Annotated in this window: 18 protein-coding genes and 3 tRNA genes; all 21 read left to right on the top strand. The window is 67.4% G+C overall.

Annotation, left to right across the window (positions count from 1 at the left end; genetic code table 11):
- The first annotated feature begins 85 nt into the window (after positions 1 to 85).
- A complete protein-coding gene (locus D9599_RS22565; protein ID WP_198383553.1) occupies positions 86 to 1,537 on the top strand; it encodes an NAD(P)H-hydrate dehydratase in 1,452 nt (483 codons plus the stop codon).
- A 101-nt stretch (positions 1,538 to 1,638) separates the two neighbouring features.
- Positions 1,639 to 1,723 (top strand) — tRNA-Leu (locus D9599_RS22560).
- Positions 1,724 to 1,781: 58 nt separating this feature from the next.
- The gene (gene tig / locus D9599_RS22555) at positions 1,782 to 3,125 is read left to right on the top strand and encodes a trigger factor (RefSeq protein ID WP_198383552.1); all 1,344 of its coding nucleotides are present in this window, start codon (positions 1,782 to 1,784) and stop codon (positions 3,123 to 3,125) included.
- Between the two features lie 194 nt (positions 3,126 to 3,319).
- Complete coding sequence (clpP, locus tag D9599_RS22550) at positions 3,320 to 3,997, top strand: ATP-dependent Clp endopeptidase proteolytic subunit ClpP (protein ID WP_043831266.1); 678 nt, start codon at positions 3,320 to 3,322, stop codon at positions 3,995 to 3,997.
- Positions 3,998 to 4,193: 196 nt separating this feature from the next.
- Complete coding sequence (gene clpX / locus D9599_RS22545) at positions 4,194 to 5,450, top strand: ATP-dependent Clp protease ATP-binding subunit ClpX (protein ID WP_043831265.1); 1,257 nt, start codon at positions 4,194 to 4,196, stop codon at positions 5,448 to 5,450.
- A 189-nt stretch (positions 5,451 to 5,639) separates the two neighbouring features.
- Positions 5,640 to 8,060, top strand: a complete 2,421-nt coding sequence (gene lon / locus D9599_RS22540; RefSeq protein WP_198383551.1) for an endopeptidase La — start codon at positions 5,640 to 5,642, stop codon at positions 8,058 to 8,060.
- 114 nt (positions 8,061 to 8,174) lie between these two features.
- A tRNA-Val gene (locus D9599_RS22535) sits at positions 8,175 to 8,246 on the top strand.
- A 71-nt stretch (positions 8,247 to 8,317) separates the two neighbouring features.
- A tRNA-Asp gene (locus D9599_RS22530) sits at positions 8,318 to 8,394 on the top strand.
- A 259-nt stretch (positions 8,395 to 8,653) separates the two neighbouring features.
- Positions 8,654 to 9,022 carry an NADH-quinone oxidoreductase subunit A gene (locus D9599_RS22525; RefSeq protein ID WP_043831262.1) on the top strand — a complete coding sequence of 123 codons (369 nt, stop codon included), beginning with the start codon at positions 8,654 to 8,656 and terminating at the stop codon, positions 9,020 to 9,022.
- A 118-nt stretch (positions 9,023 to 9,140) separates the two neighbouring features.
- A complete protein-coding gene (locus D9599_RS22520) occupies positions 9,141 to 9,728 on the top strand; it encodes an NADH-quinone oxidoreductase subunit B family protein (protein ID WP_198383550.1) in 588 nt (195 codons plus the stop codon).
- Positions 9,721 to 10,398 (top strand): NADH-quinone oxidoreductase subunit C, encoded by a 678-nt coding sequence (locus tag D9599_RS22515; protein ID WP_309228687.1) that lies wholly within the window; start codon positions 9,721 to 9,723, stop codon positions 10,396 to 10,398. Before D9599_RS22520 ends, D9599_RS22515 begins: the two co-directional genes overlap by 8 nt.
- Before the next feature lie 20 nt (positions 10,399 to 10,418).
- The gene (locus D9599_RS22510; RefSeq protein WP_232480793.1) at positions 10,419 to 11,636 is read left to right on the top strand and encodes an NADH-quinone oxidoreductase subunit D; all 1,218 of its coding nucleotides are present in this window, start codon (positions 10,419 to 10,421) and stop codon (positions 11,634 to 11,636) included.
- A complete protein-coding gene (locus D9599_RS22505) occupies positions 11,633 to 12,289 on the top strand; it encodes an NAD(P)H-dependent oxidoreductase subunit E (protein ID WP_198383548.1) in 657 nt (218 codons plus the stop codon). Before D9599_RS22510 ends, D9599_RS22505 begins: the two co-directional genes overlap by 4 nt.
- 2 nt (positions 12,290 to 12,291) lie before the next feature.
- The gene (gene nuoF / locus D9599_RS22500) at positions 12,292 to 13,602 is read left to right on the top strand and encodes an NADH-quinone oxidoreductase subunit NuoF (protein ID WP_198383547.1); all 1,311 of its coding nucleotides are present in this window, start codon (positions 12,292 to 12,294) and stop codon (positions 13,600 to 13,602) included.
- Positions 13,603 to 13,607: 5 nt separating this feature from the next.
- Positions 13,608 to 15,671 carry an NADH-quinone oxidoreductase subunit NuoG gene (gene nuoG / locus D9599_RS22495; protein WP_198383546.1) on the top strand — a complete coding sequence of 688 codons (2,064 nt, stop codon included), beginning with the start codon at positions 13,608 to 13,610 and terminating at the stop codon, positions 15,669 to 15,671.
- Entirely contained in the window at positions 15,671 to 16,681 is a 1,011-nt protein-coding gene (gene nuoH / locus D9599_RS22490) for an NADH-quinone oxidoreductase subunit NuoH (RefSeq protein ID WP_043831495.1), read from the top strand. Before nuoG ends, nuoH begins: the two co-directional genes overlap by 1 nt.
- A 44-nt stretch (positions 16,682 to 16,725) precedes the next feature.
- Positions 16,726 to 17,214 carry an NADH-quinone oxidoreductase subunit NuoI gene (gene nuoI / locus D9599_RS22485; protein WP_198383545.1) on the top strand — a complete coding sequence of 163 codons (489 nt, stop codon included), beginning with the start codon at positions 16,726 to 16,728 and terminating at the stop codon, positions 17,212 to 17,214.
- The gene (locus tag D9599_RS22480; protein ID WP_198383544.1) at positions 17,211 to 17,906 is read left to right on the top strand and encodes an NADH-quinone oxidoreductase subunit J; all 696 of its coding nucleotides are present in this window, start codon (positions 17,211 to 17,213) and stop codon (positions 17,904 to 17,906) included. The genes nuoI and D9599_RS22480 overlap by 4 nt, the downstream gene beginning before the upstream one ends.
- Complete coding sequence (gene nuoK / locus D9599_RS22475) at positions 17,906 to 18,217, top strand: NADH-quinone oxidoreductase subunit NuoK (RefSeq protein ID WP_043831248.1); 312 nt, start codon at positions 17,906 to 17,908, stop codon at positions 18,215 to 18,217. Before D9599_RS22480 ends, nuoK begins: the two co-directional genes overlap by 1 nt.
- 6 nt (positions 18,218 to 18,223) lie before the next feature.
- A complete protein-coding gene (gene nuoL / locus D9599_RS22470; protein WP_198383543.1) occupies positions 18,224 to 20,140 on the top strand; it encodes an NADH-quinone oxidoreductase subunit L in 1,917 nt (638 codons plus the stop codon).
- Complete coding sequence (locus D9599_RS22465) at positions 20,137 to 21,648, top strand: NADH-quinone oxidoreductase subunit M (RefSeq protein WP_198383542.1); 1,512 nt, start codon at positions 20,137 to 20,139, stop codon at positions 21,646 to 21,648. Before nuoL ends, D9599_RS22465 begins: the two co-directional genes overlap by 4 nt.

Below are 21,648 nucleotides of genomic sequence, written 5' to 3'. Positions count from 1 at the left end.
CCGGTCCCGCCGGCGTTGTGGCCCCATGATCGCCTTCCAGACCGGCCGCGCGCCGCGCGCTTCCCAGCAGCGAGAAAGAGCCGCCATGCGCTTCACCCGCCGTCCCACGGCGCTGCCCTGGCCCATCGATCTGCTCTCCCCCGCCGCGATGGCGCGGGCGGATGCCGCTTCCGCCGTGCCCGTGGAGCAGCTGATGGAGGCGGCGGGCGAGGCGGTGGCGCGGGCGGCGATGGCGCGGTTCCGTCCCTGCCGCGTGCTCGTGCTGGCCGGACCGGGGAACAATGGCGGCGACGGCTATGTCGCGGCACGGCGGCTGGAGAGAGCGGGTTGGGGCATCTCGGTCGCCACCATGGCGCCCCCGCGGCCGGGCGGGCCAACGGCGCGGGCGGCAGCCCGCTGGCGCGGGCCCGTGGTGCCCTTCGAGCCAGCCGAGGCGGCGCGGGCCGGGCTGGTGATCGACGCGCTGCTCGGCGCCGCCCCCTCCCGGCCTCTGGAAGACGGAGCGGTGGCGGTCTTGCGGGCGGCCGGCGGGCCGATCTTGGCCGTGGACGTGCCGAGCGGGCTGGACGGCGCGACGGGGCAGGCATTGGGCGAGGTTGCGGCCGCCGCCGTCACGGTCACCTTCGCGCGGCTGAAGCCCGGACACCTTCTGCTGCCGGGCCGGCTGCTCTGCGGGGAGCTGGTGCTGGCGGATATCGGCCTCCCGGAGGCGGCGCTGGCCGCGGCACTGGTGGGGCAGGAGGGGCGCAGCTTTCGCAACGCGCCGGGCCTGTGGCGGCCGCCCGCCCTTAATGTAGAGGGGCACAAGTACCGGCGCGGCCATGTGGTGGTGGCCGGGGGCGCCATGCCCGGCGCCGCGCGGCTGGCGGCTTCGGCCGCGCGGCGAGCGGGGGCCGGGCTGGTAACCCTCGCGGCGGCGACGGCGGAGGCGGCGGCGGCCTTCCGGGCGGGCGAGCCTGGCGCGATCGTGGCGGACCCGCCGGTCCGGCCCCTGCTGGAGGACGAGCGGCGCGGCATATGGGTGATCGGCCCCGGCCTGCCGCCCGACGAGGCCACTCGGGAATTGCTGGATGCCGCCATCTGGGCCGGGCGGACGATCGTGGCCGATGCCGGGGCGCTCGGCGCCTGCGCGGGGCAGCCGGACGCGCTGCGGGGGGCGGCGGTGCTGACGCCGCACTCTGGGGAGTTCGCGCGCATCTTCGGGGAGGCCGGTCCGGATCGGCTCTCTGCCGCTCGTGATGCCGCCTGGCGGACCGGGGTGGTCGTCGTCCTCAAGGGGCCCGACACCGTGATCGCGGCGCCGGATGGACGGGCGGCGATCAACCACAACGCGCCGCCGAGCCTGGCCACCGCCGGTACGGGGGACGTGCTGGCGGGCACGCTGGGCGGGCTGCTGGCCCAGAGCATGCCGCCCTTCGAGGCCGCCTGCGCCGCCGTCTGGCTTCAAGGTGCGGCGGCGCCGGACGCACCTGGGGTGGTGGCGGAGGACGTGGTCGCGGGGCTTCCCGCCGCCCTTCGAGCCGCCGCCGGGGCTTGAGCGGGATGGCTGGGGCTCTCATTACTTGCGGCGCGAATCCGGCGCCGCTTGGAAAGCGGGCGCGGGTGCGCTATGGCCGCGCCCTTCGGTGCCGCCGATGGGCGGGCGTGGTGGAACTGGCAGACACGCTGGATTTAGGTTCCAGTGGCGCAAGCCGTGGGGGTTCAAATCCCTCCGCCCGCACCAAACGCTTCGGCGCCGCCAGAATTGCCCCTTTTAATGTCCTGGATGTGGAACTGAGCGAATGCAGGTGACGGAGCTCTCGGCCGAGGGGCTGAAGCGGTCCTTCTCGGTGGTTGTGCCGGCGGCCGAACTCGAGGCGACGCGCGACAAGCGGCTCGCGGCGCTGGGCCGCGACCTGCGGATGCCCGGCTTCCGCCCGGGCAAGGTGCCGATGTCGGTGGTCAAGAAGCGCTACGGCACGGCCGTGACCGGCGAGGTGCTGGAGGAGCAGGTGCAGAACGCGACGCGCGAGCTGCTGACCGGCCGCGGCCTGCGCCCCGCCCTGCAGCCGAAGGTGGAGCTGGCCGGCGAGTTCGCCGATGGCCAGGACCTGACCTTCAACATCGAGATGGAGCTTCTGCCCGAGATCCCGATGCCCGATTTTTCGGGGATCGAGGTGGAGCGCCCGCGCGCCGAGCCCTCGGACGAGGAGGTGCAGAAGGCGCTCGACGGCCTCGCCTCCCGCAACGCGAAGCTTGAGGACGTGACCGAGGACCGCCCCGCCGAGAAGGGCGACACGGTCGTGTCCGACTTCGTGGGCCGGCTGGTCGAGGGCGAGGGCGAAGAGGCGACCGTCGGCGAGCCCTTCCCGGGCGGCACCGCCCAGGACATGCCGATCGACGTGGGCGGCGAGGGCTTCATCCCCGGCTTCACCGAGGGGCTTGAGGGCATCCGCGTGGGCGAGACCCGCAAGGTTCGCGTGAGCTTCCCCGAGGCCTACGGTTCCTCCGAGCTGGCCGGCAAGCCCGCCGAGTTCGAGATCACGGCCAAGGCCCTGAAGAAGCGCGCCGCCGCGCCGGCGGACGACGAGTTCGCGAAGTCCCTCGGGCTTGAGAGCGCCGAGAAGCTGCGGGACGAGCTGCGCGCCTCCATCCAGCGCGAGTACGACCAGCTCACGCGGCTGCGGGTGAAGCGCTCGCTGCTCGACCAGTTGGCGGAGCGGGCTGATTTCCCGGTGCCGGAGGGCATGGTGGAGGCCGAGTTCGGCCAGATCTGGGGCCGCGTGGAGGAGGACCGCAAGGCGGGCCGCCTGGACGCCGAGGACGCCGGCAAGGACGAGGAGACGCTGCGCGCCGAGTACCGGAAGATCGCCGAGCGGCGCATCCGGCTGGGCCTGCTGCTCTCCGAGATCGGACGGACGAACAACATTCAGGTCGGGCAGGACGAGCTGGCCCAGGCCATGCGCACCGAGGCCAGCCGCTATCCGGGTCAGGAGAAGCAGGTCTTCGAGTTCTTCCAGAAGAACCCGCAGGCGCTGGAGAACCTGCGTGCCCCCATCTTCGAGGAGAAGGTGGTGGACTTCATGCTTGAGCTGGCCAAGGTGAACGACACGACCGTTTCGCCTTCCGACCTCCAGGCGGCCTGAGGAAGGCTCTCCGGCGGCCTGATAGAGGCCTGCTGAATCCCGGCCGCCCCCCTTTCGCGGGGGGGCGGCTTGCCCCATCTTGGGGTGGAAGATTGCCGGCAGGATGGGCCGGGCGGATGCCGCGGCCTGGCCGGGCGTCTCTCCGGGCGGTGCCATCGGGGACGCGCCTCCTCGCCGGTGGGGAAGGACAAACGATGACTCGCTCAGTATTCGTCGATCGCGATCCGGTGGAGCTGTACAACAACTCCCTCGTTCCCATGGTGGTCGAGCAGACCGCCCGCGGGGAGCGCGCCTTTGATATCTATTCGCGCCTGCTGAAGGAGCGGATCATCTTCCTGACGGGTCAGGTTTACGACCAGATGTCGTCGCTGATCTGCGCGCAGCTCCTCTTCTTGGAGAGCGAGAACCCGAACAAGGACATCGCCTTCTACATCAACAGCCCGGGCGGCGTCGTCTCGGCCGGCCTCGCGATGTACGACACGATGCAGTACATCCGCAGCCCCGTCTCGACGGTCTGCCTCGGCATGGCGGCCTCCATGGGCTCGCTGCTGCTGACCGCCGGCGAGAAGGGGAAGCGCTTCGCTCTGCCGAATAGCCGGATCATGGTGCACCAGCCCTCCGGCGGCGCCCAGGGTCAGGCAACGGACATCGAGATCCAGGCGCGCGAGATCCTCAGCCTGCGCCAGCGGCTGAACCAGATCTACGTTCACCACACCGGGCAGCCGATCGAGGAGATCGAGAAGAAGCTCGAGCGCGACAGCTATATGTCCGCCGAGGAGGCCCAGCAGTTTGGGCTGATCGATCAGGTGGTGGTGAAGCTGCCGGCGGGCGCCAACGTGGCAACCCCCGCGGTGGAGCCGCCGCGCCCCTGATGGACAGGCTTCCGCCCGTGCCGCCCGGCTCAGGCATTTCCGGGCTTCGGCCCGGGCCTAGGGCAGGCACCGGCCGGTCGGGAGGCGTGTCCTTCACGATTTCGTCCCTCGCTTCCCCCAAGGGGGAGGCGGGGTTATCTTGCTTTCTTGACGCCTTTGTTGCGCCGCATGGCCGGCCCGGGGGCGAGGAGCGCGCATGAGCAAGTCCGCCGATTCCAAGAATACCCTGTATTGCTCGTTCTGCGGCAAGTCGCAGCACGAGGTGCGCAAGCTCATCGCGGGCCCGACCGTGTTCATCTGCGATGAGTGCGTCGAGCTGTGCATGGACATCATCCGCGAGGAGCATAAGACGCACCTCGTGAAGTCCCGCGACGGGGTTCCGACGCCCAAGGAGATCTGCAAGGTCCTCGATGACTATGTCATCGGGCAGGAGCACGCCAAGAAGGTGCTCTCGGTGGCCGTGCACAACCACTACAAGCGGCTGGCGCATGGCGCCAAGACCGGTGAGGTGGAGATCGCCAAGAGCAACATCATGCTCGTTGGCCCCACCGGCTCGGGCAAGACGCTGCTGGCCCAGACTCTGGCCCGTATCCTTGATGTGCCCTTCACCATGGCCGACGCGACCACGCTGACCGAGGCCGGATACGTGGGTGAGGATGTCGAGAACATCATCCTCAAGCTGCTCCAGGCCGCGGACTACAACGTCGAGCGGGCGCAGCGCGGCATCGTCTATATCGACGAGGTCGATAAGATCTCCCGCAAGTCGGACAATCCCTCGATCACCCGGGACGTCTCGGGCGAGGGCGTCCAGCAGGCGCTGCTGAAGATCATGGAGGGCACGGTCGCCTCCGTGCCGCCCCAGGGTGGCCGGAAGCATCCCCAGCAGGAGTTCCTGCAGGTGGATACCTCCAACATCCTCTTCATCGTGGGCGGCGCCTTCGCCGGGCTCGAGAAGATCATCGCGGCTAAGGGCAAGGGCTCGGGAATCGGCTTCGGCGCCGAGGTCCGTGGTCCCGACGAGCGCCGGGCCGGGGCGATCCTCCGCGAGGTGGAGCCCGAGGATCTGCTTAAGTTCGGCCTGATCCCCGAGTTCATTGGCCGCCTGCCGGTGATCGCGACCCTTGAGGACCTCGACGAGAAGGCTCTCATCGAGATCCTGACAAAGCCGAAGAACGCCCTGCTGAAGCAGTACCAGCGGCTGTTCGAGATGGAGGGGACGAAGCTCACCTTCACCGAGGACGCGCTGAAGTCGGTTGCGACCCGCGCCATCCAGCGCAAGACCGGCGCCCGCGGGCTCCGCTCGATCATGGAGGGCATCCTGCTCTCCACCATGTTCGAGCTGCCGGGCCTGGAGGAAGTCGAGGAGGTCGTGGTCAACAAGGAGGTTGCCGAGACCCGGGCGCAGCCGCTGTTCATCTATGGTGAACGGGCGGCGGAGCAGACTAGCGCCTGAGCCGGGTTGGCCGTCCTTCGGGGCGGCTCTTCCTTTTCAGGGGCATCCTTCTTGCAAGGTCCCTTTTGACCGGGGCGCCGTCCCACTGTTGTGCGGAAGGCGCCCCGGTACCACATAGGGCATTCCCCCGTGGCAAGGGGCCGTGCCTGTTTGGGGCGGTCCCGCGCCGACTGTCCAAGTGAGGTCCCGATGGCGGATTCCGATGTGGAGCTGATCAAGGGCGAGGCCCTGCCCGTCCTTCCTCTCCGCGATATCGTTGTTTTTCCACATATGATCGTCCCGCTTTTCGTGGGTCGAGAGAAGTCCGTCCGCGCGCTGGAAACAGTGATGCGGGAGGACAAGCAGATCCTGCTGCTGGCTCAGCGCAATGCCTCCCAGGACGATCCTGGCGCCGGTGACCTCTTCGATGTCGGCACCGTCTCCACCGTGCTTCAGCTCCTGAAGTTGCCGGATGGCACCGTGAAGGTGCTCGTCGAAGGCGGGCGGCGTGCCCGCGTTGCGGGCTGGAAGGAGACCGGCACCCATTTCGAGGCTTTCGCCGAGACCATTGAGGAGGCGGCCACCGAGCCGCGCGAGGTCGAGGCGCTCAGCCGCTCGGTGGTCAGCCAGTTTGAGGGCTACATCAAGCTCAACAAGAAGATCGCGCCCGAGGTCCTCGTCTCGATCAACCAGATCGAGGAGCCGGCGAAGCTCGCCGACACGGTGGCGGCCCACCTCAATCTCAAGATCGCCGAGAAGCAGGAGCTGCTGGAGACGGTGGGCGTGCCCGCCCGGCTCGAGCGCGTCTTCGCCCATATGGAGAGCGAGATCGGCGTCCTTCAGGTCGAGAAGCGCATCCGGAACCGCGTGAAGCGGCAGATGGAGAAGACCCAGCGCGAGTACTACCTGAACGAGCAGATGAAGGCGATCCAGAAGGAGCTGGGCGAGGGCGAGGAGGGCAAGGACGAGGTCGCGGAGCTGGAGGCCAAGATCAAGGCCACCAAGCTCTCCCCCGAGGCGCGCGACAAGGCTATGGGCGAGCTGAAGAAGCTGCGCGGCATGTCGCCGATGTCGGCCGAGGCGACGGTCGTTCGCAACTACCTCGATTGGATGCTGACCATCCCCTGGAAGAAGCGCACGAAGGTGCGGATCGACCTGGAGGCGGCGCAGAAGGTGCTCGACGCCGACCACTTCGGCCTGGAGAAGGTGAAGGAGCGGATCATCGAGTACCTGGCGGTGCAGTCGCGCAGCCAGAAGATCCGCGGGCCCATCCTGTGCCTCGTCGGGCCTCCGGGCGTGGGCAAGACCTCGCTCGGCAAGTCGATCGCCAAGGCGGTGAACCGCAACTTCGTCCGGATGTCGCTCGGCGGCGTGCGCGACGAGGCGGAGGTGCGCGGCCACCGGCGGACCTATATCGGCTCCATGCCCGGCAAGGTCATCCAGGGCATGAAGAAGGCTAAGAGCTCCAACCCGCTCTTCCTGCTGGACGAGATCGACAAGCTCGGCGCCGACTGGCGCGGGGACCCGTCCTCGGCCCTGTTGGAGGTGCTGGACCCTGAGCAGAACGGCACCTTCAACGACCACTACCTCGAGGTGGACTACGACCTGTCGGACGTGATGTTCATCACGACCGCCAACTCGCTGAAGATGCCCCAGCCGTTGCTGGACCGCATGGAGATCATCCGCATCCCCGGCTACACCGAGGATGAGAAGATCGGCATCGCGCGGCGGCATCTGATCGCCAAGGTTTCCGAGGCGAACGGGCTGAAGGCGGGCGAGTGGAGCGTGACGGACGAGGCCGTTCGCGACCTGGTGCGCTACTACACGCGCGAGGCCGGCGTTCGTAACCTTGAGCGGGAGATCGGTGGTCTTGCGCGCAAGGCCGTGCGCGAGATCGTCTCAGGCAAGGCGACGCAGGTCGAGATCACCGCGGAGAACCTTGGCAAGTACGCGGGCGTGCGGAAGTTCCGTTACGGCGAGGCCGAGGCCGAGGACATGGTGGGCGCCGTCACCGGCCTCGCCTGGACCGAGGTTGGCGGCGAGATCCTGACGATCGAGTCGGTGCTGCTGCCCGGCAAGGGCGCCGTGAAGCACACGGGCAAGCTCGGCGATGTCATGCAGGAGAGCGTCTCGGCGGCGGTGTCCTATGTCCGCAGCCGGGCGACCAGCTTCGGGATCAAGCCGAACATCTTCGAGAAGCGGGACATCCACGTCCACGTGCCCGAGGGTGCGACTCCGAAGGACGGGCCTTCCGCGGGCATTGCGATGGCGACGAGCATCGTTTCGATCCTGACGGGCATTCCGGTCCGCAAGGATGTGGCGATGACCGGCGAGATCACGCTGCGCGGGCGGGTGCTGCCGATCGGCGGGTTGAAGGAGAAGCTGCTGGCGGCCCTGCGGGCCGGCGTCGGCACCGTCTTCATCCCGAAGGAGAACGAGAAGGATCTGGCCGATATCCCGGAGAGCGTGACCAAGGTGCTGAAGGTCATCCCCGTCTCCCACGTGGACGAGGTGATCGCTGAGGCCCTGGTGCGCCGGCCGGAGCCGATCGACTGGATCGAGCCGGAGGAGGTCACGCCCTCCAAGCCGGCGGCCGGCGACCCGGCGGCGACGGCGTTGCTGCCGCACTGATCCTGCGGCGCTAAGAGGCGGGGAGGGGCGTCGGCGGGAGCTGGCGCCTCTTTCCTTTGTCCAGGGCCGTGGCGTGGCGGGCAAGGCTCGGCTAGGCTGTGTTCGCGGGCTTGTGGGCGCTTAGCTCAGCGGTAGAGCGCCTCGTTTACACCGAGGATGCCGGGGGTTCGAATCCCTCAGCGCCCATTCTGCCTTACGGCGTCCGGGTCGGGTTGACAGGCCCTGCCAGACCCCATAAACGGCCCCTCACGACGCGAGCGGGTGTAGCTCAGTTGGTTAGAGCGCCGGCCTGTCACGCCGGAGGTCGCGGGTTCGAGCCCCGTCACTCGCGCCACGCGACGAAATCGAAGCGCCGCCCCTCACCGGGCGGCGTTTCGTTTTTCCGGCCCTGTGCGGGCAGAGGATGATGTTGCGAACCGCTCGCAATCGTTGATTAAGCTGCGTTTAATCTGCAACAGCCCGGCCGCAGCCCTATGGCGGAAGGGAACGGGGGCCTATATGTAGCGTGCGTTGCGCTGCGGCATCGCCTCAGCGCCCATGGGCGTATCCGGTGACTCCAGGGGAGCCGGGTCCCGGAAAGCACTGAGGGCACGATGACCCAGCCGCTGCTGGCCAACTACTTCCCCATCCTGATCTTCCTCGCCATTGCCGCGGCGATCAGCATTGCCATGGTCGGGGGTTCTGTCCTCGCGGCGCGGCAGAAGCCGGACTCCGAGAAGCTCTCGACCTACGAGTGCGGATTCGAGCCCTTCGACGACACGCGGCGCCGATTTGACGTGCGATTCTATCTCGTGGCGATCCTGTTCATCATCTTCGACCTGGAGGTGGCCTTCCTGTTTCCCTGGGCCGTGTCCCTGGGCGGGATCGGTTGGGTGGGCTTCCTCTCGATGATGGGCTTCCTCGGCCTGCTGACGGTCGGCTTCGTATACGAGTGGCGCAAGGGCGCGCTGGACTGGGAATGAGCCGCGCGGCAGCGCGCGGAGAGACGAGCCGCGCGCGGCTGTGCGGCGAGACGCGCCGGCCCATCCGGGGCCTGGCGCGCAAGAACATGACGCGCGGTGACGTGCGGAGGGCGATGCGATGAGCGGCGTCGGCGAACAGACGAACATCAGCGGGGCGAACACCACCCCGATTGCCTGGAACGGCAAAGCCCTGCCGCCCGGCCCCGAGCAGGACGCCGTCCTGCGCGGCGTGACTGACGAGGTCGAGGAGAAGGGCTTCGTCGTCGCCAACCTGGACAAGGTGGTGAACTGGGCCCGCACGGGCAGCCTCTGGCCGATGACCTTCGGCCTGGCCTGCTGTGCCGTGCCAATGATCCACGCCTACATGGCGCGCTACGACCTCGACCGCTTCGGCGTGATTCCGCGGGGGTCACCGCGGCAGTCCGACGTGATGATCGTGGCCGGCACGCTGACCAACAAGATGGCCCCCGCGCTGCGCAAGGTCTACGACCAGATGAGCGAGCCGCGCTGGGTGATCTCCATGGGGTCCTGCGCCAATGGCGGCGGGTACTACCACTGGAGCTACAGCGTGGTGCGCGGCTGCGACCGGATCGTGCCGGTCGATGTCTATGTGCCGGGCTGCCCGCCGACGGCGGAGGCGCTGGTCTACGGGATCATGCAGCTCCAGAAGAAGATCCGCAGGACGGGGACGATCCTTCGTGGCTGACCTCTCCGCGCTCGGCACCGCCATTGCCGAAACCCTGCCGGCGGGCGTGCTGCTCGAGGCGAACATTGCCCGGGGCAACGAGCTCGCGATCCGCATTCACCGCGACCAGGTGCGGAACGTGATGACGGTGCTGCGCACCGACCCGCGCTTCGCCTTCGAGCAGTGCATGGACATCTGCGGCGTGGACTACCCGGAGCGCGAGGAGCGGTTCGAGGTGGTGTGGAACCTCCTCTCGCTCACACATAACCACCGGATTCGCGTGCTGGCCACGACGGATGCCGATCACGCGGTGCCGAGCGTCTCCGCCATCTGGCCGACGGCCACCTGGTTCGAGCGCGAGGCCTGGGACATGTACGGCATCGCCTTCGAGGGGCAGGAGGACCTGCGCCGGATCCTCACGGATTACGGCTTCAAGGGTCATCCGCTCCGCAAGGACTTCCCGCTGACCGGTCATGTCGAGGTCCGCTACGACGCGGAGCGGCGCGAGGTGGTCTACGAGCCGGTGAAGCTCCAGCAGGATTTCCGCAATTTCGACTTCCTCTCTCCCTGGGAGGCGATGACGACGCTTCCGGGTGACGAGAAGGTCCATCTGAACCGCATCGCGCCCTCCGAGACCTCGCTGCTCGACAAGCCCCAGGTTGAGGATGGGACCGCGGAGAAGCAGCCATGAGCCTGACGACCGCCGATTCCATGCCGCTCGGCGCGGCGGCGCCCGAGACGGCCGCCGAGACGCGCCGCGTCGAGGTGGACAGCCACACGATCAACTTCGGCCCGCAGCACCCGGCGGCGCACGGCGTGCTTCGCCTCATCCTGGAGATGAAGGGCGAGGTGGTGGAGCGTGCCGATCCGCATATCGGCCTGCTGCATCGCGGCACCGAGAAGCTGATCGAGTACAAGACCTACATCCAGGCGATGCCGTATTTCGACCGGCTCGACTACGTCTCGCCGATGTGCATGGAGCACGTCTTCGCGCTGGCGCAGGAGCGACTGCTCGGCATCGAGGCGCCGGAGCGCGGCAAGTACATCCGCACGATGTTCGCCGAGATCACGCGCATCGCGAACCACCTGCTGAACATCACGACCTACGCGCTCGACTGCGGCGCCATTACGCCCTCCCTCTGGGGCTTCGAGCAGCGCGAGACGCTGCTTGAGTTCTACGAGCAGGTTTCGGGCAGCCATTACCACGCGAACTACTTCCGCCCGGGTGGCGTGGCGAAGGACCTGCCGCCGGGGCTGACGGACCGTATCCGCGCTTGGTGCGATCAGTTCCCGAAGTTCATCGACGAGCTCGCCGGGCTGCTGACGGACAACCGCATCTTCAAGCAGCGCACCGTCGATATCGGGGTGATGACGGCCGAGCAGGCGATGGAGTGGGGCTTCTCCGGCCCCTGCCTGCGCGCTTCGGGCCTCGCCTGGGACCTTCGCCGGCAGCAGCCCTATGACATGTACGACCGGATGGATTTCGAGATCCCGGTCGGGCGCCACGGCGACTGCTACGACCGCTATCTCGTCCGCATGGCGGAGATGCGGGAGAGCCTGAAGATCATTCACCAGTGCCTCGACCAGATGCCGGAGGGTCCGGTGAAGGTGGAGGACCGGAAGATCGTCGGGCCGAAGCGCGGCGAGATGAAGCGCTCGATGGAGGCGCTGATCCATCACTTCAAGCTCTACACCGAGGGCTACCACGTGCCGGAGGGCGCGACCTACACGGCGGTCGAGGCACCGAAGGGGGAGTTCGGCGTCTACCTCGTCGCCAACGGGACCAACCGGCCCTACCGCTGCAAGATCCGGGCACCGGGCTTCGCGCATCTCCAGGCCATGGAGGTGCTCTCCAAGGGGCATATGCTGGCGGACGCGGTCGCGGTGATCGGCAGCCTTGATATTGTTTTCGGGGAGATCGACCGATGACCGAAGCTGCGACCGATCACCTCGACCCGAACTGGCGCAACAGCCGCGCCGAGCCGGACAGCTTCGAGTTCGACGCGGAGAGCGAGGCGCAGATCGCGAAGATCCTTGCGCGCTATCCGGAGAGCAAGAAGGCCTCCGGCGTGATCCCGCTGCTCTATGTCGTGCAGAAGCAGATGGGTCGCCAGACGGGCTCCGCCTGGGTGCCGCGCATCGCGATGGATCGCGTGGGTGAGCGGCTCGGCATGGCGCCGATCCGCGTCTACGAGGTTGCGACCTTCTACTTCATGTTCAACACGAAGCCGATCGGCCGGTTTCACCTCCAGGTCTGCGGGACGACGCCCTGCATGCTGCGCGGCTCGGACGACGTGTTCCAGGCCTGCAAGGACGCGGCGAAGGTCCAGGGCTACGGCCACACGAGCGAGGACGGGCTGTTCACGATGACCGAGGTGGAATGCCTCGGCGCCTGCGTGAACGCGCCCATCCTGCAGGTGGACGACGACTACTACGAGGACCTGGATTACGACCGCACGGTCCAGCTGATCGAGGCGCTGCGCCGCGGCGAGCGCCCGGCGCCGGGCAGCACCATTGGGCGCCAGACGAGCGCGCCGGAGGGTGGCCCGCTGACGCTGCTCGACGTCCCGGGAGGGGACTGACCATGGCTCTTCAGGATAAGGACCGCATCTTCACGAACCTCTACGGCACCCAGCACTGGGGGCTGCAGGCGGCGCAGAAGCGCGGGAATTGGGACCGCACGGCGGAGATCATCGCCAAGGGCCGGGACTGGATCATCGAGGAGGTGAAGCAGTCCGGCCTTCGCGGCCGTGGCGGCGCGGGCTTCCCGACGGGGTTGAAGTGGTCCTTCATGCCCAAGTCCAACCCGGACGGGCGGCCCTCCTACCTCGTCGTGAACTGCGACGAGTCCGAGCCGGGCACCTGCAAGGACCGTGACATCATCCGCCACGACCCGCATACGCTGGTCGAGGGCTGCCTGATGGCAGCCGTCGCGATGAACGCCTCGGCCGGCTACATCTACGTGCGCGGCGAGTACTACAACGAGCACCTCATCCTGCAGGCCGCGATCGACGAGGCCTACTCGGCGGGGCTGCTCGGGAAGAACGCGGCGGGCACCGGGTACGACTTCGACCTCTACGTCCACCGCGGCGCCGGTGCCTATATCTGCGGCGAGGAGACGGCGCTCATCGAGTCTCTCGAGGGCAAGAAGGGCATGCCGCGGCTCAAGCCGCCTTTCCCGGCGGCGGTGGGGCTGTATGGCTGCCCCTCCACGGTGAACAACGTCGAGACGATCGCGGTGGTGCCGGAGATCCTGCGGCGCGGGGCGAGCTGGTTCGCGGGCTTCGGGCGGCCGAAGAATTCGGGTACGAAGATTTTCTGCATTCAGGGCCACGTGAACAAGCCCTGCAACGTGGAGGAGGAGATGAGCATCCCGCTGCGGGAGCTCATCGAGCGCCATGCGGGTGGCGTGCGCGGGGGCTGGGACAACCTGCTCTGCGTCATTCCCGGTGGGTCCTCCACGCCGCTGCTGCCGAAGCACATCTGCGACGACGTGCTGATGGATTTCGACGCGTTGCGCGAGCACAAGTCGGGCCTGGGCACGGCGGGGGTGATCGTGATGGACAAGTCCACAGACCTGATCCGCGCGATCGCGCGCCTTTCAAAGTTCTACAAGCACGAGAGCTGCGGCCAGTGCACGCCCTGCCGCGAGGGCATGGGCTGGGTGAGCCGGGTGATGGACCGGATGGTCGAGGGCCGGGCGGAGATCGATGAGATCTCGGTGCTGGAGGATGTGACGAAGCGCATCGAGGGGCACACGATCTGCGCCCTTGCCGATGGTGGCGTCTGGCCGGTGCAGGGCCTCATCCGCCACTACCGCCCGATGATGGAAGAACGCATTGCGGCCTATAAGGCGCGAGTTGCCGCACCGGTCATGCCGATGGCGGCGGAGTAGGAGCCATGAGCGAGGTGAAGCTCATCAAGGTCACAGTGGACGGCAAGGAGATCGAGGTGCCGCTGGGCGCCACGGCTCTCCAGGCCGCCGAGCTGGCCGGCGCGGAGATCCCGCGCTTCTGCTACCACGAGCGCCTGTCGATCGCCGGCAATTGCCGGATGTGCCTGGTGGAAGTGGAGAAGGCGCCGAAGCCCGTCGCCTCCTGCGCCTTCCCGGTGATGGACGGCATGAAGATCATCACGGACAGCCCGACCGTGCGCAACGCGCGGCGGGGCGTGATGGAGTTCCTGCTGATCAACCACCCGCTGGACTGCCCGATCTGCGACCAGGGCGGCGAGTGCGACCTGCAGGACCAGGCGATGGCGTATGGCGGCGACAGCAGCCGCTACCACGAAAACAAGCGTTCGGTGACCGACAAGTATCTCGGCCCGCTGATCAAGACCATTATGACGCGCTGCATCCAGTGCACGCGCTGCGTCCGCTTCGCGACCGAGGTGGCCGGCGTGCCGGAGCTCGGCGCGGTCGGCCGCGGCGAGGCGATGGAGATCACGACCTATGTCGAGAAGGCGCTGTCCTCCGAGCTGTCGGGCAACCTGATCGACATCTGCCCGGTCGGCGCGCTGACCAGCCGCCCCTACGCCTTCATGACCCGGCCCTGGGAGCTGGCGAAGACAGATAGCATCGACGTGCTGGACGCCATGGGCACGAATATCCGCGTGGATGCGCGCGGGCCGGACGTGCTGCGCATCCTGCCGCGCGTGCATGAGGAGGTGAACGAGGAGTGGATGGCCGATCGCGGCCGCTTCTCCTTCGACGCCCTCAAGAAGCGCCGGCTGGACCGTCCCTGGATCCGGGAGAGCGGCAAGCTGCGCGCGGCGAGCTGGCCGGAGGCTTTCGGGGCGATCGCCGCGAAGCTGAAGGGCCTGCCGGGCGAGCGCATCGGTGCCGTGGCCGGCGGGCTGGCCGATGCCGAAAGCATCGTGGCGCTGAAGGACCTGATGGGGTCGCTCGGCTCCCCCAACCTCGACTGCCGCGAGGACGGGGCGGCGCTGGATGGGTCGAACCGCGCCTTCTACCTGTTCAATTCCGGGATCACCGGGATCGATGTGGCGGATGCGGTTATCATCATCGGCAGCAACCCGCGGCTTGAGGCGCCGGTGCTGAACTCGCGCATTCGGCGCAAGGTAATGAACAACCGCATGCCGGTCGCGGTGATCGGGCCGCGGGCGGACCTCACCTATCCTGTGCAGTATCTGGGCGAAGGGCCGGCGGCCATCACCGAGGTGCTCGGCGGCGCCTTCGGCGAGGTTCTGCGCAACGCCAAGCGGCCGATGATCATCCTCGGGCGCGGGGCGCTGGCGCGGCCGGACGGTGCGGCGGTGCTGGCGGCCGCCTGGAGCCTGGCCGGGTCGCTGAACGCGGTGCGCGAGGACTGGAACGGCTTCAACCTGCTGCACACGCAGGGCGGGCAGGTCGCGGCGCTCGATCTCGGCTTCCTGCCGGGGCAGGGGGGCAAGGACCTGGGCGCGATGCTCGGCGGCGGGGTGGATGCGCTCTGGCTGCTGGGTGCTGATGCCTTCGATCCCGCGCTGATCGCGCCGGGCACCTTCGTGATCTACCAGGGGCATCACGGGGACCGCATGGCGAGCCGCGCGGACATCATTCTTCCGGGCGCGACCTACCTGGAGAAGGACGGCACCTATGTGAGCACGGAGGGCCGGGTGCAGCGTGGCCGCCGCGGCGTCTTCCCGCCGGGCGAGGCGCGTGAGGACTGGCGGATCATCCGCGCGGCGAGCGAGCTGCTCGGGCATCCGCTGCCCTATGACGATCTCTTCGCGGTTCGCTCGCGGCTGGTCGGGGCAAACCCGGTCTTCGAGCGCATCGACGAGCTGGCGCCGCCGGCCGCCGTTTCCGCCACGCCCGCCGGCGATGCCGGGGCGGTCGGGAGCGAGCCCTTCGTGCCCTTCATCACGAACTACTACCAGGCCGATGTCATGGGCCGGGCGAGCGACGTGATGGCGGAATGCGCGCGCACCCATGCGCCAACCCCCGCGATGGCGGCCGAGTGATGACCGATTTCCTCAACTCTCCTATCGGGGTGCTGTCGCTGACGCTGGCCCAGGCGCTGGCGCTGCTGGTGCCGCTGCTGATCTTCGTCGCCTACCTCACCTGGGCGGAGCGCAAGATCCTGGGCGCGATGCAGCTGCGGAAGGGGCCGAACGTGGTCGGCTTCTTCGGGCTGCTGCAGCCCTTCGCCGATGCCGGCAAGATGCTGATGAAGGAGACGATCGTGCCGGCGGGCGCGAGCCGGGTGCTCTTCATCATGGCGCCAATGCTCACCTTCTCGCTCGCGATGATCGCCTGGGCGGTGATCCCCGTGAACGAGGGCTGGGCGGTGGCCGACATCAATGTCGGCGTGCTCTACCTCTTCGCGATCTCGTCGCTCGGCGTGTACGGCATCATCATTGCGGGATGGGCGTCGAACTCGAAATACGCCTTCCTCGGCGCGCTCCGCTCGGCGGCGCAGATGGTGTCCTACGAAGTTTCGATGGGCTTCGTGATCGTCACCGTGCTGCTCTGCGTGGGTTCGCTGAACCTGACGGACGTCGTGCTGGCGCAGAAGACGGTGTGGTTCTTCATCCCGCTCTTCCCGATGTTCGTCATCTTCTTCATCTCGACGCTGGCGGAGACAAACCGGGCGCCCTTCGACCTGCCCGAGGGTGAATCCGAGCTGGTGGCGGGGTTCTTCGTGGAATACTCCGCGATGACCTTCGCCCTCTTCTTCCTCGGTGAGTACGCGAACATGATCCTCATGTCCTCGCTCACCACCATCCTCTTCCTCGGGGGGTGGCTGCCGCCCTTCGATGTGGCGCCGTTGAACCTCGTGCCCGGGCCTGTCTGGTTCATCCTGAAGGTCTGCTTCTGCCTCTTTGTCTTCGTCTGGGTCCGCGCGACCTTCCCGCGCTACCGCTACGACCAGCTCATGCGGCTCGGCTGGAAGGTCTTCCTTCCGATCAGCCTTATCTGGCTGGTGATCACGGCCGGCGTGCTGAAGGTCGCGGGCTGGCTTCCGACATGAGTTCGACACTTCGGCGCAACCTGCGCCCGCGAAAGGTCCGCTGAATGGCGACGCTCGACCGTATCGCGCGCAGCCTCCTTCTGACGGAGATCATCTCCGGCATGGGGCTGACGCTGCGTGCCTTCTTCAAGCCGAAGGCCACCATCAACTACCCCTCCGAGCGCTCTCCGCTGAGCCCGCGCTTCCGGGGGGAGCACGCGCTGCGCCGCTACCCCAACGGGGAGGAGCGCTGCATTGCCTGCAAGCTCTGCGAGGCGGTCTGCCCGGCCGTCTGCATCACCATCGAGGCCGAGCCGCGCGAGGACGCCTCCCGCCGCACGACCCGCTACGACCTCGACATGACCAAGTGCATCTACTGCGGGCTCTGCGAGGAGGCCTGCCCGGTGGATGCGATCGTCCTCGGCCCGAATCTTGAGTTCGCGACCGAGACCCGCGAGGAGCTGCTCTATAACAAGGAGAAGCTGCTCGATAACGGCGATCGCTGGGAGCCGGTGCTCGCGGCCCGCCTGAAGGCGGATGCCCCCTTCCGATGATCGCTGGACTCGCCTTCTACGCCTTCGCCGCGGTGCTGATCGCCAGCGCCGTGATGGTGGTCACCAGCCGGAACCCGGTGCACAGCGTGCTGTACCTGATCCTGGCCTTCTTCAACGCCGCCGCCCTGTTCCTGATCGCGGGCGCCGAGTTCCTGGCGATGATCCTGGTCATCGTCTACGTGGGCGCGGTCGCGGTGCTGTTCCTGTTCGTCGTCATGATGCTCGACATCGACTTCGTGCGACTCAGGCAGGGCTTCCAGCGCTACGCGCCGATCGGGGCGGTGATCGGCGGCATCCTGTTCCTGGAGCTGGTCTTCGTGCTCGGCGCCTGGCAGTCGAGCGGGCAGGCGCCGGAGCTTCGGCTGAACGCCATGCCGGCGGACGTGCAGAACACGGTGGCCATCGGCCGGGTGCTCTATACGGACTACGTTTTCCTCTTCCAGGGCGCGGGGCTGGTGCTGCTGGTCTCGATGATCGGCGCCATCGTGCTGACGCATCGGGACCGCGTGCAGAGCAAGCGCCAGAACATCGAGGCGCAGGTGACGCGGCGCACGCAGCTCGACATGGCGAAGGTGCCGGTCGGGGCCTCCATCGGGGCGCTGGGCATCCTTCGCCCGCCGGTGCCGGAGGAGAAGCCGAAGGTCATCGCGCATGACGACGATCACGGCCATGGTCACGGGGGGCACCACTGATGCTCGATATCGGCCTCGGCCACTATCTCACGGTCGGCGCGATCCTCTTCGTGCTGGGCATCTTCGGCATCTTCCTGAACCGGAAGAACATCATCGTCATCCTGATGTCGGTGGAGCTGATCCTTCTCTCGGTGAACCTCAACCTGGTGGCCTTCTCCTCCCAGTTGGGTGACCTGACGGGGCAGATCTTCGCCATGTTCATCCTGACCGTCGCGGCCGCCGAGGCGGCGATCGGGCTGGCGGTCCTCGTCATCTACTTCCGCAACACCGGCAGCATCGAGGTGGAAGACGTGTCCACCCTGAAGGGTTAGGGCGCCATGTTCGTCGGTGCCGTCTTCTTCCCCCTGCTGGGCGCGACGCTCGCGGGCTTTTTCGGCCGCTGGCTGGGCGACCGCCTGTCTATGTGGGTCTCGGTCGGCTGCATGGTGCTGGCCGCCATCTGCGGCGTCTCGGCCTTCGTCGAGGTGGGGCTGCACTCCGCGCCCCGCACCATCACGATCTCCGAATGGATCGACGTGGGCGGTCTGAGCGTCGACTGGGCGCTCCGCTACGATACGCTGAGCGCGATGATGGTGGGGATGGTGACCTTCATCTCCACCTTCATCCACCTCTACAGCGTCGGCTACATGTCGCATGACGCGACGCCGCCGCGCTTCTTCGCCTATCTCGGCCTCTTCACCTTCGCCATGCTGATGCTGGTGACGGCGGACAACCTCGTGCAGCTCTTCTTCGGCTGGGAGGGCGTCGGCCTCGCGAGCTACCTGCTGATCGGCTACTGGTACGACCGCGAGAGCGCGAACCGGGCGGCGATGAAGGCCTTCATCGTGAACCGCGTTGGCGACCTCTTCTTCATGCTCGGCATGGCGCTGACCTTCTGGACCTTCGGGGCCCTGAACTTCGGCGACATCTTCGGCCGGGTGGAGGAGATGCGCTCGGCCACCTTTGCGGGAATGCCGGCGCTCGAGGTGATCTCGGTGCTGCTGTTCCTGGGAGCCTGCGGCAAGTCCGCGCAGCTCGGCCTGCACACCTGGCTGCCGGACGCGATGGAGGGCCCGACCCCGGTCTCCGCCCTCATCCACGCGGCGACGATGGTGACGGCGGGGGTGTTCCTGCTGGCGCGCATGTCGCCGATCTTCGAGTATGCGCCGAATGCGCTCACGCTCGTCACGATCGTCGGCGCCTCCACCGCCTTCTTCGCGGCGACGATCGGCTGCGTGCAGAACGACATCAAGCGGATCATCGCCTACTCGACCTGTTCGCAGCTCGGCTACATGTTCTTCGCGATCGGGGTGGGCGCCTACCAGGTGGCGGTGTTCCACCTCTTCACCCACGCCTTCTTCAAGGCGCTGCTGTTCCTATCCGCCGGCTCCGTGATTCACGCGATGTCGGACGAGCAGGACATCCGTAAGATGGGCGGCATCTGGACGAAGATCCCCGTCACCTATGCCGTGATGTGGATCGGCAGCCTCGCCCTGGCCGGCATCCCCTTCTTCGCGGGTTACTATTCGAAGGACGCGATCCTGGAGAGCGCCTTCGCGGCCCACACCGGCGCCGGCATTTACGCCTTCGCCATGGGGCTGATCGCGGCCTTTCTGACCGCCTTCTACTCCTGGCGCCTGCTGATCCTGACCTTCCACGGCCGCCCGCGCGCCGATCACCACACCATGGAGCACGTGCATGAGAGCCCCGCGGTGATGCTAATCCCGCTGCTGGTGCTGGCCCTGGGCGCGCTCTTCACCGGTGCGGCCTTCTCGGACCTCTTCATCGGCCACCACGAGCGTGAGTTCTGGAACGGCGCCATCTTCAACGGCGAGCACAACCACATCATGCACGCGATGCACGAGGTGCCCGGCTGGGTGCCTCTGGCGCCGACGGTGATCGCTATCGCCGGCATCGCGCTCGCCTACCTGTTCTACATGTTCGCACCCGGGCTGCCGGTGCGGCTGGCCGAGACCTTTCCGGCCGTCCACCGCTTCCTGCTGAACAAGTGGTACTTCGACGAGCTGTACGACGCGATCTTCGTGCGGCCCTTCCGGCGCCTGGCCGCTGTGCTCTGGCGGACCGGTGACGCGAAGATCATCGACGGCGTGCCGAACGGCGTCGCGGCCGTCACGGTCGACGCCGCGCGCGGCGTCGCTCGTTTCCAGACCGGGCGCGTGGCCAACTACGCCTTCACCATGATCGCCGGCCTCGTCGTCTTCGTTTCCGTCATCTTCCTGGGCTTCACCCGATGAACGCCGCCGGCTTCCCGCTGCTCTCCCTTCTCACCTTCCTGCCGCTGGCGGGGGTGGTGGCGATCCTGGCCATCCGCGGGGACGAGGCGACCGTCGCCTCGAATGCCCGCTGGACGGCGCTGTGGACGAGCCTGATCGTCTTCGGCCTCTCGCTCATCCTCTGGGCGCGCTTCGACGCACGCTCGCCCGACGCGCAGTTCGTCGAGCAGGTGAGCTGGCTGCCGGAGTTCGGCGTGAACTACCACATGGGCGTGGACGGCATCTCGATGCTCTTCGTCCTGCTCTCCACGCTGCTGACGCCGATCTGCATCCTTGCCTCGTGGGAGGCGGTGCAGAACCGGGTACGGGAGTACATGATCGCCTTCCTCGTCCTCGAGACGATGATGGTCGGCATGTTCTGCGCGCTCGACCTCATCATCTTCTACGTCTTCTTCGAGGGCGTGCTGATCCCGATGTTCCTCATCATCGGGGTTTGGGGCGGGCAGCGGCGCGTCTACGCGGCCTTCAAATTCTTCCTCTATACGCTGCTCGGCTCGGTGTTGATGCTGCTGGCGATCCTCGCCCTGTGGTATCACGCGGGCACGACGGACATCGCGGGGCTGATGCAGCATCCGGTGCCGGTGAGCTGGCAGTACTGGATGTTCCTCGCCTTCTTCGCCTCCTTCGCGGTGAAGGTGCCGATGTGGCCAGTGCATACTTGGCTGCCCGACGCCCACGTCGAGGCGCCGACGGCCGGCTCCGTGATCCTGGCGGGCGTGCTGCTGAAGATGGGGGGCTACGGCTTCCTCCGCTTCTCCATCCCGCTCTTCCCGGACGCCTCGGCCTATTTCGCGCCGCTGATGTTCGCCCTCAGCGTCATCGCGGTGATCTACACGAGCTGCGTGGCCTTCGCGCAGGACGACATGAAGAAGCTGATCGCCTATTCCTCGGTCGCCCATATGGGGATCGTGACGATCGGGCTCTTCACCTTCAACCAGCAGGGCATCTCGGGCGCGATCTTCCAGATGCTGTCGCACGGCGTGGTCTCCGGCGCGCTCTTCCTCTGCGTGGGTGTGCTGTACGACCGCGTTCACTCGCGGGAAATCGCGCGCTACGGCGGGGTGGCGAAGATCATGCCGGCCTACGCGCTCGTCTTCATGCTCTTCACCATGGCGAGCGTGGCGCTTCCGGGCACAGCGGGCTTCCCGGGCGAGTTCCTCGTGATCACGGGTGCCTGGAAGTCCAATGGCTGGGTGGCGCTTGGCGCGGCGATGGGGATGATCCTTGGCGCGGCGTATATGCTCTGGCTCTACCGCCGGGTGATCTTCTCCAAGGTGACGAAGGCCGAGGTGAAGGCGCTGCTCGACCTTTCCCCGCGGGAACTGGCGATCTTCGCGCCGCTGATCCTGCTCACTCTCTGGATGGGGCTCTATCCCTCCTCCTTCACCCATGTCTGGGAGGCCTCGGTCGCCGCGCTCGTCGAGCGGCATGAGGCTGCCCTTGCGATCCCCCGGCTGGCGGGGCTGTGA

Origin of the sequence: Roseomonas sp. KE2513 (genome assembly GCF_016107305.1) — a bacterium.
Classification (GTDB): Bacteria; Pseudomonadota; Alphaproteobacteria; order Acetobacterales; family Acetobacteraceae; genus Roseomonas.
Note: the sequence above shows the minus strand (reverse complement) of the source record. Positions and strands in the feature narration are given on the sequence as shown.